At 56.2% G+C, this 21,707-nt stretch carries 17 protein-coding genes and 1 pseudogene; 7 read left to right on the forward strand and 11 right to left on the reverse strand.

The window, feature by feature from the left end; genetic code table 11:
• Both DWW12_RS09920 and DWW12_RS02705 read right to left on the reverse strand, forming a co-directional pair.
• The coding region (locus DWW12_RS09920) for a hypothetical protein (protein WP_199570648.1) at positions 1–676 on the reverse strand (676 nt) is incomplete at its 3' end.
• A gap of 138 nt (positions 677–814) precedes the next feature.
• Positions 815–3,202, reverse strand: coding sequence for an N-acetylmuramoyl-L-alanine amidase (locus DWW12_RS02705; RefSeq protein WP_117854870.1), 2,388 nt, complete (start codon positions 3,200–3,202; stop codon positions 815–817).
• Between the two features lie 1,099 nt (positions 3,203–4,301).
• Between DWW12_RS02705 and DWW12_RS02710 the strand changes: the two genes are divergently transcribed.
• The 4 genes and pseudogenes from DWW12_RS02710 (at position 4,302) to DWW12_RS09800 (ending at position 6,093) form a co-directional block, all read left to right on the forward strand.
• Positions 4,302–4,751: a DUF4869 domain-containing protein gene (locus DWW12_RS02710; protein ID WP_233544215.1), complete on the forward strand. Its 450-nt coding sequence runs from the start codon at positions 4,302–4,304 to the stop codon at positions 4,749–4,751.
• Between the two features lie 137 nt (positions 4,752–4,888).
• The gene (locus tag DWW12_RS02715; RefSeq protein ID WP_117854872.1) at positions 4,889–5,251 is read left to right on the forward strand and encodes an IS1 family transposase; all 363 of its coding nucleotides are present in this window, start codon (positions 4,889–4,891) and stop codon (positions 5,249–5,251) included.
• A 15-nt stretch (positions 5,252–5,266) separates the two neighbouring features.
• Positions 5,267–5,851, forward strand: a pseudogene (locus DWW12_RS02720) (IS1595 family transposase); the annotation flags it as partial.
• A gap of 113 nt (positions 5,852–5,964) precedes the next feature.
• Positions 5,965–6,093 (forward strand): type II toxin-antitoxin system RelB/DinJ family antitoxin, encoded by a 129-nt coding sequence (locus DWW12_RS09800; protein ID WP_158564358.1) that lies wholly within the window; start codon positions 5,965–5,967, stop codon positions 6,091–6,093.
• Between the two features lie 368 nt (positions 6,094–6,461).
• Here the strand turns inward: DWW12_RS09800 and DWW12_RS02730 are convergent, their stop codons facing one another.
• Positions 6,462–6,761 carry a hypothetical protein gene (locus DWW12_RS02730; RefSeq protein ID WP_117854877.1) on the reverse strand — a complete coding sequence of 100 codons (300 nt, stop codon included), beginning with the start codon at positions 6,759–6,761 and terminating at the stop codon, positions 6,462–6,464.
• Between the two features lie 580 nt (positions 6,762–7,341).
• Here DWW12_RS02730 and DWW12_RS09805 point away from each other — a divergent pair.
• On the forward strand, positions 7,342–7,620 hold the full coding sequence (locus DWW12_RS09805) for a hypothetical protein (protein ID WP_158564360.1): 279 nt from the start codon (positions 7,342–7,344) through the stop codon (positions 7,618–7,620).
• A gap of 137 nt (positions 7,621–7,757) precedes the next feature.
• Here the strand turns inward: DWW12_RS09805 and DWW12_RS02740 are convergent, their stop codons facing one another.
• From DWW12_RS02740 to DWW12_RS02760, 5 genes are all read right to left on the reverse strand, one after another.
• Positions 7,758–10,244, reverse strand: a complete 2,487-nt coding sequence (locus DWW12_RS02740; RefSeq protein WP_117854878.1) for a glycosyltransferase family 2 protein — start codon at positions 10,242–10,244, stop codon at positions 7,758–7,760.
• Positions 10,245–11,312 (reverse strand): glycosyltransferase, encoded by a 1,068-nt coding sequence (locus DWW12_RS02745; protein WP_117854880.1) that lies wholly within the window; start codon positions 11,310–11,312, stop codon positions 10,245–10,247.
• Positions 11,313–11,324: 12 nt separating this feature from the next.
• Positions 11,325–12,443 (reverse strand): glycosyltransferase family 2 protein, encoded by a 1,119-nt coding sequence (locus DWW12_RS02750; protein ID WP_158564362.1) that lies wholly within the window; start codon positions 12,441–12,443, stop codon positions 11,325–11,327.
• 74 nt (positions 12,444–12,517) lie between these two features.
• The gene (locus DWW12_RS02755) at positions 12,518–13,558 is read right to left on the reverse strand and encodes a glycosyltransferase (RefSeq protein WP_117854884.1); all 1,041 of its coding nucleotides are present in this window, start codon (positions 13,556–13,558) and stop codon (positions 12,518–12,520) included.
• A gap of 6 nt (positions 13,559–13,564) precedes the next feature.
• Complete coding sequence (locus DWW12_RS02760) at positions 13,565–14,668, reverse strand: glycosyltransferase (protein ID WP_117854885.1); 1,104 nt, start codon at positions 14,666–14,668, stop codon at positions 13,565–13,567.
• 112 nt (positions 14,669–14,780) lie between these two features.
• Here DWW12_RS02760 and DWW12_RS02765 point away from each other — a divergent pair, with 112 nt between their 5' ends.
• Both DWW12_RS02765 and DWW12_RS02770 read left to right on the forward strand, forming a co-directional pair.
• A complete protein-coding gene (locus tag DWW12_RS02765) occupies positions 14,781–15,896 on the forward strand; it encodes an acyltransferase (protein WP_117854887.1) in 1,116 nt (371 codons plus the stop codon).
• Between the two features lie 185 nt (positions 15,897–16,081).
• The gene (locus DWW12_RS02770; RefSeq protein WP_117655869.1) at positions 16,082–17,101 is read left to right on the forward strand and encodes a glycosyltransferase; all 1,020 of its coding nucleotides are present in this window, start codon (positions 16,082–16,084) and stop codon (positions 17,099–17,101) included.
• Positions 17,102–17,121: 20 nt separating this feature from the next.
• On the opposite strand, the gene DWW12_RS02775 is transcribed toward DWW12_RS02770, so the two are convergent.
• From DWW12_RS02775 to DWW12_RS02785, 3 genes are all read right to left on the reverse strand, one after another.
• Complete coding sequence (locus DWW12_RS02775) at positions 17,122–18,921, reverse strand: AAA family ATPase (protein WP_117854888.1); 1,800 nt, start codon at positions 18,919–18,921, stop codon at positions 17,122–17,124.
• A 202-nt stretch (positions 18,922–19,123) separates the two neighbouring features.
• Positions 19,124–20,938 (reverse strand): hypothetical protein, encoded by a 1,815-nt coding sequence (locus tag DWW12_RS09810; protein WP_158564364.1) that lies wholly within the window; start codon positions 20,936–20,938, stop codon positions 19,124–19,126.
• A 139-nt stretch (positions 20,939–21,077) separates the two neighbouring features.
• Complete coding sequence (locus DWW12_RS02785; RefSeq protein WP_117736724.1) at positions 21,078–21,509, reverse strand: Rrf2 family transcriptional regulator; 432 nt, start codon at positions 21,507–21,509, stop codon at positions 21,078–21,080.
• Between the last annotated feature and the right edge of the window lie 198 nt (positions 21,510–21,707).

A 21,707-nucleotide genomic window follows, 5' to 3' on the forward strand; every position in this document is an offset into this window, starting at 1 on the left:
CGTCGGACGCCTCGGCGGAGAGGCCGTCGAGGGAGAAGTCCTCGGCTATGCTGACCGACAGCGTCTCAGTCGCAGACAAGCCACCGACCGTGACATCGACATAGATCTCGTACTTGCCCGAGGAAGACGGCTTCCAAGTGCAGGACGTCTCGGTGGAGGCAGCCTGGGCCGTCCCCCACTTGGACCAGGAATCCTTCTGCCAGACGAACTTGAGCTCAGCCCCCGGCGCTGCGGCAGCATGGATACCGACACTCATGCCGGGAGCCCACTGCATGTCCGTCCCCCCATCGACCGAGACGCGGCAGGCGTCCACGTGCACCGGGAACTTGCGGGTGGTAACCCTACCGTTCGAGTCGACGGCGTCAACCCAGATATTCACGTCGCCGGTGACCTCGGGGACCCACGAGCACGAGGCTGACGAGTCGCTCTTGCGGATCGTGCCCCAGCGGGCCCAGCCGCCCTGCTCCCAGACGAACTTGTAGGCGAGGGAGCCGGAATTGCCGGACACGGACAGGCCGAGCTTGCACTCGTCGCCGAGGAGGGGCGCGCCGCCGTCGGACGCCTCGGCGGAGAGGCCGTCGAGGGAGAAGTCCTCGGCTGACCCCACGACCTCTTTTGTTAGTTTTTCATTCGAAGACGAAGAATCGTAGTCGGCCGCAAACGAATAAGATGCCATGAATGGCAAAACCATCAAAGAAAGAAATAGAGCAGCAACGAATCTTCGAAATGCGACCTTCATCAATATCCTCCGCCTTTACCAAGATCACCTGACTAGCAGCATCAAATAAATCGAAGTTTAAGAAATGGCTGCGACCTAAATCAAACGATCAATGAGTTTTGAAATTCTCTGGCCATAACCGTCGCCAGGAACCGCCCACAGTCCATTAAGGTCTTCCAAGCAAGGTGAAACCCCAAGAAGCCCTTTGTCGACAAGAACCTGATAACGAGGATCAACACACGTGTTGGTCAGCGATGCGGTGGTCGCATAGCCCTTTAAATGCTGCGTTTGAGCAAGAAGCCCCTGATAAACGCTATCAAAGCTTGCACCCTTGATCTGTGAGCCGGTGGCTCCTAAGCCGGCGAAATTGCACTGATCAACCGAAACCGAGCCTCCAAACTGAAGCCAGCCGGTCTCCAGCATAGCCTGGGCAAACACAACCTCAGGTCGAACCCCTTCCGAGGAAGCAGCATTGACTACCTGCTCGCAAAACTCGGAAATATCCGCAGCGCCTTTTTGCGAATAGACATGAGTGGGATATGCGTTTCCCGTAGCAGTAAACACCTTGGCCATCGACTCAGCAGATACGCTCGATTTCCCCATAATAGGAGTTCCAACCACCGTGACCTTGCGGGTCATGTGCTTCTGGTCGGAGCCGTTGATCACGTCGAGGTAGACGGTGTAGTCGCCCGGCTCGGTCGGGGTCCACTCGCAGGAGGACGACGCGGAGGGCTGCTGCGCGACGCCCCACTTGGCCCAGCCGCCCTTCTCCCAGACGAACTTGTACTTGAGGCCGGAGGCGTCGCCGGACACCTTGGCCCGGAGCTTGACCGGCTTGCCGCAGCGGGCGTCGCCCGAGACGTCGAGCGACTCGAGGGACCAATTGACAACCTTATATTCAGAAGTGCTCGTTATATAACCATTAGAGTCGATAACATCTGCGTAAATCTCATAATTACCGGCTTTCGGTAAAGTCCAAGAAACTGACGGTTTCGTCAAGTCTTGTCCGATAATACCCCAGTTATCGTCAGACCAATCCATACCAGACTTATGCCAAACGAACTTATATTTAAGCCCATTGGTTTTACCGACCACATTCACGCCGATATTAATAGATGTACCAGCCCGTCCCATATCCTCCGAGAACGAAATCCCATCAATGGAGTAAGGATGCGGGAACTGAGCGATGATCGCAGCAGCGTCAGCCTCTCCCAGACGACGGCAACCATCGTCCGAGAAAAAGTTGGCCACATCCCCGTAATTCGAAATGAAACCATGCTCGATAAGAATGCCAGGAATCCCCTGTTCACGAGCGCAACGAATAACAGCGAACTCGTCGCCAACTTCCATTTGAAATACGCCGCGGTATGTTAGTCCCATAGCAGCAAGGTTGTTCATGACCTTATTGGCAAGCTCAACCGAAACCTGCGTGTAGTCGGTGCCATTTGCGGTAGGAGCATAAACCTCTGCTCCGTGAGCACCTGAAGACCCAGAGTTGATGTGGAAACTAACAAAAGCCTGCGCACCCTGGTCAATGCAGCGTTGCACACGATAGAGATAGTCATTACTGGGATAGTAACCGGATTGCTCACGGGCAAGAACAACCTTAAAGCCGTAAGCTTCAAGTTTATTTTTGCAGGCTGTCATGATCTTCCAGGTAAGGTCGGCTTCACTCTTGCCATTTCCCTGCGCACCGGAATCAACTCCGCCATGGCCGGCATCAAGTGCAATTACCCCAACATTGCGCGCGGAGCGCTCAGCGTAGGTAGATACGCCATCAGGCGAATCGGCGCATTCCAACGCCTGCTGGATCGATTGAGCCTCAACGGCATTGCCATCACTATCTGCATAGTAAACAGAAGTGCCCTCAGAATTCATGGAGCTATCGATAATCGTAAACGAATAATCCCTGTCAGAGAGATCCACTACATATTCAGTGCCATCACCCTGCAAAACGTAGGTTATCGATGTTAGGAAATATGTATTAGATTCCAACTGCGAGCCAAAAGTAAAAGCAACAGAATTATCAGCCGTTGCAGATGCTTCAATGGTCCCCTGAATTCCATTGGCACTTACATAGTTGAGAGTTGCGGAGGAAAGGCTATCGTCGTCATCGGGAGTAGCAAAGGCAATGACCTGATCAGTCCCGCTGGGAAGGCTCGGGTAGGCAAGATATACATATTGGAAAGAAGAATCGAGCGGTTCAGCCTGCTGATAGTTCTCAGATACATCAACATCAAAATCCTCATCAGCCGATTCGTCAACGTTCGTTGCCGGCGATGAGTCATCTGCAGCGCCGACATCGACAGAGCCCGCATCACGCGAGGCCACGCCATCATCGTCTGCAGTCGCAGCGCACACGGCAGCGTCCGCAGACGGGACGTTGCTCACAGCGTAGGCAGCAGTCACAGGACCTATCAAGGATGAAATGGTCAAAAGACCAGCAAGAGAAAAAGCTGTTGAGGCACGCAATGCCTTTTTCATATCGAATCCCCCGTCACAAATAATGTTACTAAGAGAAGATTATCTTACAATCACCTCTGCATCGGAAGTCCAGTTATTCGAAGCGCGGGAATTGTTATAAAGGCAGAAAGTAACCTGCTCTTATAAATAGCAGGTTACTTTCTCAGCAAACTTTTGTTTTTTTCGCCCTTCCATGGACACAGTGTTAGCTCTAGTTTTTGAAGCAATTAGCGGCGCCCAAAACAGCGCAAGCGCCAGTGACACGATAAGCCACTGAAACACGCAATTCGTTTAAGCACGTGGCGGACGACGAAAGCGTATACACAGCCGCGAAATACAGCAAAATGCCCCAATGTTTCGCTTGCATCAGAGGCGTCTGGGGCTTCATCGACAGAGTAACCTGGCTAACGCATTCAAGAAAAGTAGAGCGTGGTCTTCATGAATCAAACACCAGTAAGCAACGCTCGCACGCGTCATTGAATCTTCTAATGAGCAAGAAGAGAGGGATCTAGGAGAGACCTAATAGTTCGTGGAATCTGGGAATCATCGAAATCATCATCTTTATACAAGAGAGAATCATATAGCTTCTTATCGTTCTGTCTCGAAAAGATATGAGTGACCAGATGCACATCGTGGGCCTTTGAAAAACAGTCTTCATCCCTTAAAGATTCAACAACATAACAACCGTCCCAATCAAAACAGCCGAGATAACCCCGGCCGATAATCAAAGAGGCGGTTTTCTGCTGGCTGTCAGCCGTGGCATCCTCACGGAAACCTAGTTGTCGCCGGAATTATAGTCCCCGGCGCGGACTCACCTTATCTCCCCGGTGCGGGCTCGATATCCTCTCGGATATCTAATCGTCTTGGACTTTAACCTGCCCAAGCACAGTACAGCTTTTACGTGCCGCCACACGGATCTTAGCTCGTGGATTATTTTCTAAAATATAGACCTTCAAAGCAACTTGGGTTCAAGCACGGACAAACAAAACAGGCACTGAATACAAGACTTGTTTATCAATAGTTATCAATCACATGCGTTACCAGCAAATATCGTCCGTCTCATACGCTGCGATACAATCAATCTCACTAAATGCTAAACCAGTAAGTCGAAGGGACCAGCGTGCTAACAATTCACTATGATGATATGGAAAACGTTATCTATAATACGTCGGTTTACTTCGATAACGTCTATTCGCCCGAATGGTTTCAAGATGCTTTTGCGCAAAGAATTATTAAATCCATCGATAAAGGCAGTGTGGTTGGACTCGGCGCAATAAACACCAAGATCTTAGGCATCATCCCTCCTGAAAGGCTGTCGGGAGGCACCAAGACGCTGTTGCTCATGTACTTCATGCCTCAGAACATATACAACGCCACAACCTGTGGCGACAATTGCGCTTATTGGATTCTAAGAATCGCCGCACAGCATGATCTGACGATCAACCTCTACCATCTGATGGATTTTGGAAACGGCAAGTTCACGGCAACCGTTGCAAACACGGGTGATGTCGTTCACACGATGTTCGACCTTGTCCCTATAGCCGCAAAATGCCTAAGGGTGAACTCCTGACGCCGTTTTCGTTAGGCTCTGTTAGAGCAAGATTGACATACATATGTCATCACGGTGCCATATCGTTAGCCCCGTAGACCGCGACGATGGGGGCATCATGAACGCCGAGGACCTGGTAATCACCTTCAAGAGGGGCGTTGCGAGCCTCAGCAGGACCGAACGCCGCCGGCTCCGCCTACGAGGCCGAGCGCTGCCCGCGCTGCGGGTCCGCCGCGATCGTGAAGAAGGGCAAATCAAAGAACGGCGAGCAGCGCTACCTCTGCCGGGATTGCGGCAGGATCTTCGGCATGGGCAGCGGGCACATCTTGGGGACGAGCAGGCTCCCGAAGGAGACCTGGATGGCTTATGCCGAGTGCTTCGTTCTCATGCTGCCCCTGCGCGAATGCGCGGGGCGCTGCCATGTCTGCCTCATCAAAACAGCCTACACCATGCGCCATAGGCTCATCGAGCGTCTCTCGGCCTACTCGCCCTCGCTCAAGACCGGGCGGGGCTGCGGCTGAGAGCTCGAAGAGACCTACTTCCCCGAGTCGTTCAGGGGCAACCACACGAAGGGGTCATTTACGATGCCACGTCCCTCCCGACATCCCGGCAAGCAGGTGCACAGGCGCGGACTGTCGCGCGACCGGATCTGCGTCATGACCGGCGTGAACGACTCGAACGAGACGTTTCTCGAGGTCTCGGGACGAGGCATCCTGTCGAGGAAACGCGCCGTGGACGTGCTGAGGGACCGCATCGCGTCCGCTTCCGTCGTGGCGACGGACAAGGCGTCCGCCTATATCGACGTCCTCGCGGAGCTCGAGGTCGCCGCACACACGGCCCACGATTCCAAGGACCGTTCCGAGGGGACCATCAACCGGATCAACACCGTCCATTCGCTCCTCGATACCTTCATGAAGCCGTTTAAGGGCGTGTCGACGAAGCACCTCGGCGCCTACCTCGCTTGGTTCAAGTGGTGCCGGACCTTCATGGCGATCGATTCCGGCACCGCCGAGCGCACGGTTGCGCGACAGCTCGCCAACGGCATGTGCAGGAGCCGCATCCGTGATATGTTCAACGTCCTGCCGCCCTACATTGACTACTGGACCGAAGCCGCCGCATAGAGACGGTAGAATGGTCGCATCGCGATATACGAGGAAGGTGCAGCCATGCCGTCGAACATACCGGCCACGACGATCCAGATCGACCCGGAGGCCAAAAAGGAGGCCAGGCCATCTTGGACGAGCTCGGCCTGTCCATTTCCACCGCCGTCAACGCGTTCCTCAGGGCGACCGTCCGGGAGGGCGGGATGCCGTTCGAGATGAGGGTCAAGACGCCGGCGCCCGAGGGGAAGACGGCGAGATAGCCGGCAAATCGACTTGGGGCGATGGGACCCTCACGATTGACCCGACAGATCTTTAGCACATCGCCCCCTTGCCGGATTCAAACCCGGCAAGGGGGCGATTATCTTGCAATTTCAAAAAGATGATTGGGGCAGAATGTCAATCATGGTCCAACAGAGCCAAATCAATCCAACAGTTTAGATAACGGGTAATGATTCGGGAACAGGGCGTTCGGCCGGATGGGACAGATAGATATGGAAAGAACGAGCCCCTTCGGGGCACACAAGTAGAGACAAACAATGGGGTCGCTTCGAGAAGCGATGCTTTCGAAGCGACCCCATTATTTGCACAATTGACTTAGGTGCTGAGACCAAGTTGAGTCAATCTCAGACTAACAGAGAGAAGCGCCGCCCAAGTCATGTACTATCCGCTCCAACTCGACAATGTAGGACTCAACCAAATCATCCGATGGCGAGACTTCTGCTCGAATAATGTGGTCCCATTTATACAGGAAATTTTCAACCTGTCGATCTGAGTCATTCTTCCACAGTGGAGCAAGTGCAATCAACGCCGCATCAAAAGGATTGGAGGAAAAATTATCAGCATCAATATAGCCACCCATACCGGCCCTATCGCAGTCATATACACGTCTAACTATTCTCTCCAATTCAATAGCCTGATTATGATTCATAAAATCACCTCCCTTTCTACTCTTGATACCCCAAAATAGAGAGGAAAAGAGTTTCGATAACATTTATCCGGTTGAAAATCATACACAATCGCTAAACATCGGTTGATTTCCGATCTCAGCCGATCGCATTGAACCAATAGGCCGTTCCGGCAGTTATCCGAACGCCCCCGCGGACCCAGTGGGCCCAGGGGGGCGGCGTTTTCCCAGTTGGAGGAACGGTGGAGATGTGTTTCGATGGGTTCGGTGGCCATGCTTCGCCCTCCGCCTGACGCCGCTTCCCAGACCCAGTCGGACGTTCGGTCCGCCTATTCCGTTTTACCTTAAGGCTAGGCCAGCGGGGTATCGCCCATCTCGGCGCGCGCAGGCTCTATGAGCCCCTGGCGTCAGGTCGAGCATGTCGACGGGTGTTAATTATCACTAAAAAGAGGTCCGCGTGATCGCCGGCAATCGAGCACCGTGAGCACTGAAACTGAGCAGTTTGAGCAGGAGGGCCGTACCCCCGGGAACCGGGAGCGCGGCCCTCGCCATACGGTTTCCCCGGGCGGGCACTTTGGCGAGGCCGCCCGGGAAGGATGGGGAGATGACCGTGCCCCTGGACACAGTGAATGATATACGGTCGACGGAGGCGGCCGGGCGCCCGGGGTTCAAGATAGCCCGGGCACTTCACCTGAGCCGCAACACCGTGGCGAAGTACGCCGACATAGAGGACATGTCACCCGCCGCGACGATACCCCAAAGGAGGGCCAGATCTTCGGGAAGAGCACGACGCAAGAACGTAAGCGCCTTGCCGTTAATAAGATCCATAACGCCGGCGGGTAAGCCGGCAAAGGCGAGTGCAATATCTACTTATATCGGATAATATCGAGTTATATAAGCCTGTATAAACTTATCGCAGAAGTATCGAGCTTTCGTAATTTGTCTTAGTAGGTAGTCCAACGTTGCTTTCTTCCAAGCTCATAGCGAAAGAAAGTTTAGTACATCCCAAAAACCATTGCTTTAGACCGAGAAATACTCGCTCTCGGAGGATAGGTTCGGCCCCAACCACGGATCGCCCTTCAGGAAGAACTCCGGCCAGCACTGCATGAACAGGGCCTGCTCGCGCTTCCAACGGCGCAGTTTTTCCTCGTTGGCTTCTTCCCTGCCACGCGAGGTGAACTCGTAGTGGTACAGCTCGGCATAGGGCGTAAAGATGGTGCGGTAGCCCGCCTCCCATACGCGCAGGCAAAAGTCAGCGTCGTTAAAACCGACGGCGAATTCCTCGTTATAACCGCCGACCTGCTCAAATACGTCGCGTCGCACCATCTGACAGGCGCCCGTTACGGCGCTAAAGTTGCCCGGGCGCACAGCGCGGGCAAGATAGCCCTCGCGCTTTGCCGAGAAGTCCTGGTTGGCATGGGCAAGTGCGCCACGCACGCCGACCAAAATGCCAGCGTGCTGCACCAGATGGTCGGCAAAATAGAGCTTGGCGCCCACCACGCCTGCATCGGGACGCTGCAGATAGCCCATCATCTCTTCGATGAAATCGGGGCTTATGACCTCGGTATCGTTGTTCAGCAGCAGCAGGTAATCACCCTTGGCATGCTCCACGCCAAAGTTGATGATCTGGGAGTAATTGAACTCGCCCGGCCAGCACACAACGCGCGCGATGCCCTTGCCTTCAGATGCTGCAGCCACGCGCTCTGGCAGGGTTTCGTAATACGCAAACGTCTCCGGGGCTTCGCTGTTGTTCTCCACCAAAACGATCTCGTAGTTGGTATACGTTGCTTTCTGGGCGATCGACATCACACAGGCGTCGAGCGTCTCAATGTGATCCTTGGTGGGAATCACAATACTCACCAGCGGCGCAGGCTCTGGTAGCGCATAGCGCATGCGATAGACAAACGGCGTCTCGGTCTCCTCGACTGTTCCGCGAACGCCCAGCGCGTTAAAGTGGCGCTGAAGCGCAAGGCGCCCGGCTTCAATAGCATACGGCTTGCTATCGGCAGAACCATCGGCGGTCGATCCCGGATGCACGCGCCAGTGATACAGCACGTGCGCGACATGCTCAAACCGTGCGCCCGCCGCAAGACAGCGAAGCGTAAGGTCGTAATCCTGGGCACCCGCAACGTCTTCTGGAGATATACCAATGTGATCGATGATCGCCTTCTCCACCATAAGGAAATGCGTCACGCAATTATGGCTATAGAGCAGGTCGACGTTGAGCCGCGTCTTAAAGACCGGCTGACCCCACTCCCCCGTTTTCTGGAACATGTCCTCGTCGCAGAACAGGACCTGGGGGCGCTCGCCCTCGGCAGCCTTATTCAGCGCGGAAACATAGTGGAATAATGCGTCCGGTTCCAGGATGTCATCATGGTCCAAGAACGCGATGTAGTCGCCCGTCGCTTGCTCAATACCAGCGTTGGTGTTGACCACAATGCCGCCGTTGCCGGGCAACTCGATGCGGCGAACGCGCTCGTCATTGGCGTCGGCCGCAAGATTAGACACCGCGTCCCATTCGGGCGAAGCATCCATCAGCAGCAATTCCCAGTTGTCATAGCTCTGGGCTAGCACCGAGTCCAGCAGCTCGCGCAGGTAGACCCGATCGGTTTTGTAGCACGGCACCACAATGCTCACGAGCGGTCTATAGGCAAAAGCCACCGAAGTGACACGCTGGCACGCCAAATCGCCCGGCTTTGCGCGATGCTGCTCAAACCAACGTCGATAAGCTGCGCCGTCTGCACGCGCGTCCTTCATACGGTTCCAGCGGTCGTTGACCATGCCGTTGTACAGGCGACCATCCATGGCGCAAAAACCGCTCTGGATTAGGCCCGTGGGATCAGCCGCAATCGCGACAAAATCACGTATATCCTGGGGCATCTCAACGCTCAAATACGTTTTATTGACGCGGCATCCGTTCTGCTGCGGCACATCGATCTGCGATTCAAACACATGCACGGTGACATCGATGGCATTCATATGCGCATCGAAAATCTGGAGCTCAGGGGTGCACTTGGAGTCCCCCACCCACGTAACCTCATAGCGCCACACCGCGCCGGCGTCTGCCGGCAAATAGCGAATGGCATCGATCTCGTAGCGGCCGCAGTGTTCGCCACGCTGCGCATCGCGGATAAGCGCACACAGCGCAGACTTTGCTTTGTAGTTAATCTTGGATTCCAGCTTGGCCACGCGGCTATCGAGGCGAATGGAGCCCAACCTTTGGCCACCGGATGCAAAAACGACATCCATCGACGAGCCATCCAAAAACGGAAGCACCAAGACGGCGAGCTCGCGCCCGTAATCGGAAACGGAAGGGCAAAGCGCCAGCACGCGGCCATGATCGACCGGGAGCACCAGCGACGGCACGCAAGAACCGCTCGTCGTCGCATGGGCAAACGCTTGAGAACCCTCCCACTCAATAAGCGCGGCGACATCCTGACCGGCAAAACGAAGCAGCACAAACAGACGGCCCTGACTGCGGCAAAGTGCCAAACGCTTGATACTCATCTACACTTCTCGCTTTCCCAGGGCGTTCGCTGCCATACGTTTGCAGGCACCCAGGCGTCCAAACCTCAAGACGTCGTAATCGAACATGAGCTTTTTGCACTCACGGGCATTGGGGGCCTTGCTGGTAAGCGCCGCACGCACCATAGCGGCAACAGAAGGAGCGCATTGTGCGAGCGCAGCATCGCTGCCCACGGCAGAACCGGCAAGCGCCGCGGCAACGGCGGCAAACACCTTGCCGCAGTCCGAACCCAGCAACCTGAGCGCATCGTACAGCACCAGATCGCATAGGAAGTACGCCAGGTCATCGGCATACTGGACATCGAGACCGTCGCGTTGCCAGTCAGCCAGCACCGCGGAGTAAATCTTCACGTGCTCCAGCAGTCGCGTCTCGTCGTCATAACGCATGGTGTCCATAAGCGAGCCCTTGCGCGCCACGCGGTAGTCATACAGCTTGTTCGAGATAAGCGCGGTCTTACGCGAACGACCGTACACGGCAAAATCGAAGACCTGGTCCTCGCCATACTTAACGGTTTCGTCAAACACGATCCCGTTGCCCAGCAAAAACTCACGCTTGCAGGCGGTGCGCCATGCAAAGGGGCGAGACGCTTCCTTAAACAGCAGGTCAGAGCTATAGCCTTCAAACGACACATCGCGCGGGCTCAGCACATATTTAAGCCACGGATACCCCGCCTCCAGCGGATACGGATTCGCGCCAAAGGTCAACACGTCGCAATCCTCGCGTTCAAAGGCATCGACGATCACGCGGCATGCATCGGGCGTAAAGCGGTCGTCGGAATCCAAAAAAGCAACAATAGGCGCCGTGGACGCAGCGATACCCGCATTGCGGGCGCTCGACAGACCGCCGTTGGGCTTATCGACCAGCGTAAAGCGCGCGTCCTTTTCGCAATAGGCAGCCGCAATATCGCGCGAACCGTCCGGCGAGCCATCGTTGACCAGCACGCCTTCCCAATCGGGCATGTCCTGCGCAAGCAGGGAGTCCAGGCACCAAGCCAGGCACTCCTCCACGTTATAGATAGGAACGACAACGGAAATCTTGGGGGTAGCCATAGTCACTCGCTCCTACTGTGCGACCGGAACGTCATCGGGATGTGGGTTGTCGCCGTAGGTACGCTGATACGTCAGCACGCGCCAGACCAGCGGCAGGCCGCCAATCTTAAAGTAATGCTTAAACGTATTGAGCTTGCCCGGCTTCTTAAAGCCAAAGCGCGAATCGATATAGGCGCGGGGCGACTTGATCATCAGGCGCAAGTCGGTCTCGCCACGCGGATCGAACAGCGACAGGTCAAAGCAACCGGCATCCCAATCGGACTTGAGCTCGGGAGAGGCCTTCTCCCAAAACTGCTCGCGCAACTCATCGACCAGGCGCTCATCATTCCAACGGTACGTATCGACCTTCATGCGCATTAAAATACCCTGAAGCTGAGCCTTAAGCTCGGGGCGTTCATCCAAAAAGCGCTGCATCTCGGTATATTCGTCGCACACGCAAAACACCTTGTTAGGAGAATTAACGGAGCTCTTCTCGTTATCTTGGCGATAGCACAAAATGGGGTCCGCGATAAACGCAGCACGCTCGGCGCATGCCCAGACCTTAAAGTTAAAACCCGCATCCTGATACGAAGCACCTGGCGTGGGAAGGAACCGAATCTGATTGTCGTTGAGGAACTCGCGCCGATAGATAGCCGACCAAATGGAAGGTTTGCGGTAGAAGATGCCCGGGCGATCGACGGGGCGATACGCGGCGCCCGTCATATGCTCGTCGACAATCCCAAACAGCTCACGGCGCTCGCTGGGCGTGGACCAATACAGGTAAAAGTCGCCCTTTACCACATCGGCATGTTCAGCATCGGCCTTGGCGACCAGCTTTTGGAGCGAATCCTCAAACATAAAGTCATCGGACTCAAGGATGCCCACGTACTCGCCGCGCGCCATCTCCAGGCCGCGGTTCATCGAGTCGCCATAGCCGCTGTTGGCCTTATCGATCATCTTTACACGGGGGTCGCGCTCCATGTACTCGCGGATGATATCCGGCGAGCTATCGGTGGAGCCGTCGTTGATACAGATGATCTCGATGTCCCTGAGCGTCTGCGCCACGGCAGAATCGAGGCACTCGCACAGATAGCGCTCGACATTGCAAATGGGGACGAGCAACGAAACTTTAGGGGTATCAGAGTTCTGCAAGAGAACCTCCTGTTGAATAGCGTGTAACAGGGTTATTTTAGCAGCCGAGTTGCGGCGGGCGGCAGCGCTTGGAATTAGAGAAAGCGCTCCAGGCAGGCTTTGAGACCGCGAGTCGAAAGATAGAACAGCGTGGCGTCTACCATCGAAACGCCCGAGGTCGCCGCAACGAGCTTGTGGGCAACACGGCGAACGGCGCCCTTAGCAGGCATATCCGCCCACTCCGTTCCCAAAAACGTGGTGAGGTCCATGTTGACGCGAGCCGCCACGCGATGGAAGTCATCGGCATCCAAGCGCGCCAGGTCGAACACAATGAGGTCCAAAAACCAAGTTATCAGCTCGCCGGGACACAGGTCCAAAAGACCGTAGGCTGCCCAGTCCTCCAAGACCTCCTCGAGCATTCTCATGTGGGCGTCAAGCTTTTTGGCGCGAGCCTCGGCACTGTTGAACTCGTGCGTCGCCGATTCGCTCTCCATCACGTAGTGGTAGAACTTGTCCGGCATGACGACGGTCTTGCGGGCAAGCGCATAAGCCGCGAATTGGAAGACGACGTCCTCGCCCAAAGCCAAACCGGGGGCGAAGCGAATGCCTTCGCGATTGAGCAGCTGGCGCGAAAAAGCCGCACGGCAGGCATAGGGCTGCGCATTCGAATGGAACAGCAGTTGGGGATCACGGGCGCCGAAGGTACCGGCTTTGGGGCTCATGAGTTGCTGGACGCGTTTGGGGGCAGCATCGGCTGGTTCACAGACGCCGCCAAAGACGGCGACCTCGGCATCTGCAGACTCCATGGAATGCAGCACGCGCTCGACCGTCTGGGCATCGATGTAATCGTCGGCGTCCACAAAAAAGACGGTCTCGCCCTCGACGGCATCGATACCGGCATTTCGAGCACACGAGACACCCGCGTTTTCCTGGTCAATCACCAGTACGCGATCGTCGGCCTGCGCGATCTGGTGCAACACGTTCAACGAATCATCGGTCGAACCGTCGTTGACGCAGACAACCTGAATCGAGCGCTCGGACTGGGCCAACAGCGAATCGAGGCATCGCTGAATGGAACGCACTGAGTTATAAACGGGGACGACAATGGTAGCTTTAGGACACGAGACCTCTCCCATGCCGACCTACCCCCTCAGCGATTCGATGAGGAAGGCGGCGACCACGCCAGGGCCTCCAACCGAGGCGTAATACTTAGCGCGCCCCAAGGCACCATCCGTCGCAAAACTCGGATGCTCGTCAACCCAGCCCTCAGGATCTTTGAGAATGGCAGCGAGATTCGCGCGCTTCCACGGCTTGAGGTCGTCAAGCGAAAACTCCCCCGCGTCCAAGGCCGCCTGAAATTCCTTAGCCATCTGCACCAGGAACTCCTTATAGAACTTAGGCGCTAGGCGCACATAGTTCCACATGTACGAATCGTACTTAATGAGTTGATTGAACTTGAGCATGCGCGCGACGTCATCACTTGCGTGGTCGCGGGCATAATCCTCTCGAATCCAACGCTCAATCTCGGCATACTCGGTATTGACGCAAAAGACCTTAGCCGAAGAATTGACCGAGGAATTCTCGTTGTCCTGGCGATACGACAACACGGCATCATGCAGGTAAACAGCCTTATCGGCGCACGCGATCACCTTAAAGGCAAATGACGTGTCCTGAAAGGATGCCCCCGGAGTCGGCAGGAACTTAATGCCGTTGCGCTCAAGAAAATCGCGACGGTACACGGCCGACCAAATCGACGGCTTTTGCTTAAAGAACTGCGTCGTATCGCTCGGGTGCACCGGCTTGCCACAATCCTGAGGTCTAAACATCTCATGCAGCGAACGGCGTTCCTCGGGCTTAGACCAGTAGAAATCAAAGTTCGCCTTCGCAAAGTCGGCATTATTGGTATCGGCGGCCGAGACAAGCTTTTCGAGTGCGTCGGACGCCATAAAGTCATCGGACTCCAAGATGCCAACGTACTTGCCACGCGCCATCTCCAGACCGTGGTTCATCGAGTCGCCGTAGCCGCTGTTGGCCTTGTCGATCATCTTGACGCGCCCATCGCGCTCCATATACTCGCGGATAATCGCCGGCGAGTTGTCGGTCGACCCGTCGTTAATGCAGATGATCTCAATATCCTTGAGCGTCTGCGCCAGGGCGGAATCGAGACACTCGCGCAGGTAGCGCTGAACATTGTAAATGGGGATAAGCAGCGACAGAACAGGGCTGCCAGAGGCGTTAGTAGACAAATGTGCTCCTTAGGAAATACCTGTCGTTTCATGGTATCAAAGGGTCAGCGCGCCAGCGGGCGTTTATATAATCTATGGAGCTCGCAGAGGCAAACTGATACGAAAGGACGTCATGCAGCCCAAAGCCGCACGCAACATATCCATCGAGGCCTTGCGCTTGGTCGCAGTCGCCGGTATCGCGGTGTTTCACACCTTTCAGTGGACCTTCCAAGCGACCTGCGTCGGCTTGCCGGAATACGCGCCGCTTGCCGCCTTCCCCCATTCCGGCGTGCTTGGTTTTATTAACTTGCTAGGCTGCTGGGCCAACGAGGCCTTCTTTATGATCTCGGGCTATTTTCTCATCGCCTCAGCCGCGCGTGCTTGGGACGGTGGAACAACGTGGAAGTCGCAAATGCAACGGACGGCGCAGCGTCTGGGCAAGGTCGTTATGCCCACTGCGTTTTATTGCGTCGTGGCGCTCGCGTGGTCCACGGTCGTCTCCCCCATTCCCGATGTTACCCTCAGCACGCACTACTGGTACACGCTAGGCCTTGAGTTTATCTGGGTCTATGCCGCCACGGTCTTCATGGCGCCATGGTTTGGACTGGCTAAGAGTCGACTCTCCCAGAAGAGCTACACGACGACGGTCATCGCCGTTGGCATCCTCGCATTTGTTGTTAACGGGTATATAGCCGCCATGAGTACGACAAGCACCGGCGAGTTTTCTTGGCTCCAGAAGCTCATGAGCGCTGCCACGTACGTAATCGCGTTTTTGATCGGCGGTCTGCTCCGCGACGTTACCGATGTCATGGATTCGGACAGGGCGGGCGCCTTGGGCATGCGGTCGCTCGCTGCGATTTTGGCGCTCGCCACCATCCTGGAAGGAGCACTCTCCTTCACCGGCAACCTCACGGCGATGGCAGTCCTCTCCTACAAATCGACCTCGTTGATCTCGTTTGCCCTCGCTGCCGCCTCCTTGCTCTTTGCGGCTACCCGACGCAGGGCCTTAGGCAATCCGCGGAATGCAGGTGTCATCGTCACCTTATCGACCGCCACGCTCGGTTTCTATGTGATGCAGTCGCTCACCAGTAGCCTGTGGCGTCCCGTCTTCAACACCCTGCTCGCAAACATACTGGTCAGCCAAAACAGCCCGGCAGTTATATGTATCGTCACGGGTACCGTCATTAGCATCGTCTTTGCTCTGGCGCTTCTCATCATCGATGCAGCTAGAAGCCTTATCGCTCGCTAGCTCAAGCGGCAATAGACACGCTGCCGTCAGACGCCAAAGCCGCTACACCCGTGGCAGGTTCCTGCGTTTTATTCAAAGCTTGCCGACAAGGTGCGGTGAGCCTTTACAATAGAACAGTCCCAAGGACGTATTCGATAGCTTCCGCGCAGCGCTCGCCCGCCGCGCGTGAAAGGATATATTGCCCCATGCCTTCAACCCTTCCCGCTCCCATCGATAAGCTCGCCATCGTTGTCGTTACGTACAAGCGCCAGGAACTCCTGGCCAACCTGTTCGACTCCATGACCGAGCTCACGGCAACGCCCTGGCGCATCGTGATTGTCGATAACGAGAATTCGCGCGAGACCGAGGCCATGTGCACCGCATTCAACGAGCGCCTGGCCAGCCTGTGGGGCATCGACACCGAGCAGCCCGACGCGCAGGGCGGCACCGACCGTGTCATCTACGCCCCGCAGCTCGAAAACGGCGGCGGTGCGGGCGGCTTCTCCGCTGGCACTAAATGCGCCTACGATCTGGGGGCCCAGTGGTTCTGGGTGATGGACGACGACGTGCTCGTCATCCCCGAAGGCATCGAGCGTCTTGCCAAGTGGACCGACCGCTACGATGTCATCCAGGGTTCGCGCCTGGACTTTGACGGCGGCGCTTTCTTTTGGCAGTACCAGCTCATCCTTTCGCTCGGCATCCCTAACCCCATCGCCAAGTGGGACTTGGGGCCCGAGGGCTACCGCACCATGAACCAACTGTGCTTTGAGGGCGGCATGTTCTCGCGCCGCGTGGTCGACAAGATTGGCCTGCCCGACGCGCGCTTCTTTATCTACGGCGACGATGCCTGCTACGGCTACGTGGCCAGCCAGCACTTCCCCGCCGCCGTGGTTGCCGACGTGGTGCTCAAGCGCGCCCGCGCCGTCTCCAACTGGGATATCGCCGGCAAACGACAGCTCAACTCCACGAGCGACACCAACCGCTACTACATCATGCGCAACCGAGGCTTCCTCGCTCGCTATATGCAGATCTACGGTGACTACCACCCCATGCTGTTCCGTCTGGGCAATGCCGCGACCTTCTGCAAGGAGTTCATTCGTCTGGCAGCAGTCGACAAATGCTTTAAGACCGGCATTCCGGCGCTGCGCCGCGGCATGAAGGACGCCCGCAAGATCGTTAAGGATCCCAACTGGAAGCCCATGCCGCCCCTGAAGGACGCCGAGTAGTAAAGGGCTTTCGCCCGCCGCTACAGTCGTTGGCACACCACGGACACACGCTGACCGTCAAAGCCAAAACCCCAACGCATGCGCCCGACGGCGGGGCGCGGCACGCGGATATCATCGATGCCGTCGCGCTCTATGTCGAGCAGCGCCTGAACCGCCAACAGTTCCAGGCCCAGGGCATCGACGCCAGGGTCGTACAACATGTTGACCGTAATGAGCGGTCGCTCATCGAGCATGCCGAGCGTGTCGGCCACGTCAAACACCCGACCGGTGGGAATCACCTGGATATCCCAGCGATCCGAGACGCCACTTCGCTTGGAGCTGGGATTGCAATAGCCGGGCAGTCCAAAGCAGAGCCCCTGAAGCGCCAGATGATAGGCTGTCGGCATATCTGATTGGCCCACATCGATGCCCAGATCGCCGATAGCACAGCTCAAAGCTTGCTTTACAGTGTCCTCGTCTCCTCGACACAGCCCGTCATGGAACGAGTCGATAACTCCAACGTCCTCAACGGCGCACTCAAACCATTCCAGAATTACAAGACGGAGCGCCTGACGCACTTCGTTATTAGGCAGACGCAGGGAACGAAGGCACGCGCCGTCCTCCGAATGCCCCGTCATATCCGTCGTAAGGAATCCAGACAGATACAGCGCAGTCCAGATATCTTCGGGCTTGGCGGCATCGACCTCCTCGGCATGCATATGCACTGGCGCCTCAATAAACCCATGCGGCTCAACCAAATCGAACAATGTGGACAGGCGAATGAGATTCCAGTCGCCGACGCATGCGCCCAGACGGTCGGCGTAACAATACAGATCCGCCCGAACGGGCGCGACGCAATCGCGATGTGCGTAGTCCACCACGCGCTCCGGGCTCGAGCAATAAAAACCACCAAACAGATAGCCCTCGAGCCACTCACGCGCGTCATCCAGACAGCCGTTGCGACCGATGCAATCCAACAGCACTTGGACTTCGTCGTCCGAAAAACCGAACCATCGATCACACCAACTCGACAACGCTGTCGCCGACCGATAGGAAACCCCACGTTGGGACAACGCAAGCTCGGCAGGACCGGGGCGCTCGCCCATAAGACACGTCAATCGCAACGAGTCGCCGGCGTCGGCAATGGTGTCGAACAGCATTCGGCTGAGCGACTCTAGGGAATCCACGCTACCGTCGTCCTTAGCGTCCAAACGCTTTGGACATACCGCGTCGTAGTCGTCTATCAGAAGAACAACCTGCTCATCGAAAGCTGCCTGGAGCAGCTTGATAAGCACGCCAAGCGCCGCATCGATCTCCTTATCGCTGGCCACCCCACGCGCCGCCCTCTCGATAAGACGAACCTCACGTCTTGACAGATCAGGCGCGGCAAGCAGCGGCAGTAATCGGGCGCACTCGCGCACGACAGCCCCGCGAATTGCTGCCGCAGCACCAGCACCATGCCTCGAAGCGGCAGCTGTAAAGTCGAGCATGATGACCGGATAACTCGCGTACTCATCACGATAGCGACCGCCGCCCGCCTGCCAAATCTGGGTACCAGCGAACAGGCTTCGATCCGGCAGCCGGCGATCAGGTCGTTCCAAATAGCACTTGAGCATCGATAAATTCATGCTCTTGCCAAAACCCTTGGGCCGACAGCAAAGCGCAACAGGTGCTTCACTGTCCAATATATCGGCAATAAACATAGTCTTATCGACGAGTAAACACCGATTGATTGCATCGGAAAAGTCGCGTGCATCAACCGGTAGAGCTGCGCTATCCGCATGATTGAGCAACCGTGCACCAAACGCATGAGTAAAACCACAATTCACCTGTTCAGACACCGTAAACTCTCCTTCTAACGCAGCACGATGCCCATTGTAGCGAGCGGGTAGAGCGCAACAATATCGACATGCAAACGTTTCGGGCAGCGGTAGCAACAGACCCCCGAGGGGGCATAACAAATCGTTGCACAACAAAAAAAGGGGGGCCGATGCCGCCGCACCGGACCCCGTCCCAAACTCTTATAGAAAACGATCTGGAAGATTACTCCTCCAAGCCGTCCTCCCCAGAAGCCTTCTTCTGCTGATCGAGCTTATGCTTACCACTTACGATAGACGTAGCGCCCAGTGTGGCCAAGCTTGCACTGGCAAGGCTCGCCATCACAATCAGATCGCCCGTCTTGGGCATGTTGCCGCCCGAGGACTTGGTAGTTGTAGTCGTCGTGGTCGTGGTGGTCACCGTTTTGGAGTCATTTTGCTCTTGGACCTGGTTGTCAGCACCGCTCTTGTCGTCGTCTTCGGACTGTTTCTTTTCGCCCTCGGCCTTGCTCTTGTCCTTCTCCTCAGATTCAGACTTCTTATCCTCGTCCTTCTTCTGTTCGGACTTGTCGCTCTTCTCCTCAGAGCTAGAACCCTTATCGGATTCGGTCTTCTCGGAAGCCTTGTCCTTGGAGTCGCCCTTTGCGGCTTCGATCTTTTCCGTGGAAACCTGATCAGAGTTGCCCTTGTTCTGGGTCGAGCCGTTATTGACGCCAGCCATCAGCGAAGAGCCCAGCGTAGAACCAAGCTGCTCGGAGAAAGAAGGCTTCTTGTCCGGCGAAGCAACGGGAACGTCCGGCGCCTTATTCGAGTCATCCTTGGAAGCATCGGAACCAGGGGTTGCGTCAGAGCCGGAGCCGTTGTTAGAGCCGGTGCCAACGGACGAATCGCTCGAGCCGGTGGATGAGTTAGAGGTGCCAGCGCCGGTCGAACCAGAAGCGTCGCTGTCCGTATTGCCTGCAGAGCTTGAAGACGAATCGCCCGCAGCAGAGCCGTTCGAAACGGAGCCGTTCGAGGTAGAGCCGTTGTTGGTAGTGCCACCAGCAGAGCCATCACCGTCAGCATCGGTCGAGGGCGAATCCATCCTGTCATCGTTGGCATCGTCGCTCGAGTCGTCATTCGAATCAGGCGTCGGCGAGGGCGCCGGCGTGGGCTCGGGCTGCACGGGCGTCGCAGCGGCAGCGGCCTCGTCCTCGGCGATATACCCCAAGCAGTCCTTCAGCTCGTTGCGGTAGCGGTTCTTCCAGCCCTCATGATACTGGGGCTGGCTCGAATACTTGGTCGCCACGTTATTGACCACACTGTTGGAAAGCGCCGTCACAAACTCGCGATCAGTCATACTGTTAGAAAGGTTTGCCCAACGGAAGAAGTCCCTGCAGCCACCGGTGCCGCACATGTTGGTGATGCTCCACACCATGCCCTTAACGCAATCGGCACGGCCCGAAATATCAATGCCCAGGCCGCTCTTGAGCCACGCCTCGGTCACCGCATAGTACGAGTTGTACGCATACGCATCCTGCAGAGCCGAGAACTCAACAGGGTCGGTGTTATAAGCACCTTGGAAAGCCTCCTGCGCAATACGGCCCAACTCGGTGAGCTGGCCGTTCTCGTACATGGCATTGCTCGTGTTGGAAATCTCGCTGCCGCGATCAATCGCATCCTTGAGCATGCTGTATTTTTCGGGGTTGTAGTTGTAGGCCTGCTTCATAAACGGAATGAGCGACCATCGACGGTCGAACTGGTAATAACCCAGCGCGTTATAGCCGTCGCCATACGAAAAGCCCTGGTTATAGTTGCCATGGCTCTCGTACTTGGTAAAGTACTTCATCTCGGGGGTAACGTTAACAAACGAAACGCCCTGGACCGACCTCAGCACGCCCGAGAAGGACTGCTGGGTATAGAGACCCTTATCGATATCGGTGGCACCCGAGGCAACGCCCGGCGTGGGCTCCTCGGCAGCGGCGGGTGCCGGCGCGGAAACGGCGCCAAACGAAAGCGCCAGCGTCAGGCCCGCGACAATAGCAGAATGCTTGCGCTGCATAAGATCCTCCCTGCATTGGTGTAGTTAAAGTGCAGTTTGCAAAGATAAGAGTAAGTATTGCAGCTCGCCCGTTGTTGCACAACAACCCCTCGGTAAACGGCAACAACCCTCCGCGAAATCTTAAGGAATTGCGCTCAACCTACAGCTTAATGTCGAAGTTGATCTCGGGGACGGCAGCAAGGTCGGCCAACGTCACGCCGTCGACGTAGTTTTCGATCACGTCGTCCAGGCCGCGCCAGAACTTGACGGTTGAGCACAGATCGCTACGGGCGCAGCTGTTGTCGATGCCGTCGCACGCCACCGGAGCCGTACTGCCCTCGACAGCGCGCAGGATGTCGCCAGCACGCACCTCGGCCGGGTCCTTGGCCATCATGTAGCCGCCGCCCTTGCCGCGCACGCTCTTAAGCAGGCCAGCCTTCATAAGCGGACGAACCAGCTGTTCCAGATACTTCTGCGAAATGCGCTCGCGGTCGGCAACCTCGCGCAGAGCAATCTTGCCCTCGGCGTCACCGAGCGCCGCGATATAGATCATCAGTCGGAGGGCATAGCGGCCCTTGGAAGAAATGAGCATACCTACCCTCCCATCGTTACTGGGACAAAACCAGGCTTGTTTGTCCCAAATCCTATGCAAGCGGAACAAACAAACCTGATTATTATGTCCCTCATCTAAAAAGTCGAGTGGATTAGTCGGGTTTTCCCTTGACTAACGCCGAACCCATAGTAACTTTATTCCGAGAAGATTCCTAGGGTTTAGCACACCTATGAGTAC

The sequence above is a fragment of the Collinsella sp. AF14-35 genome (assembly GCF_003464565.1).
GTDB lineage: Bacteria > Actinomycetota > Coriobacteriia > Coriobacteriales > Coriobacteriaceae > Collinsella.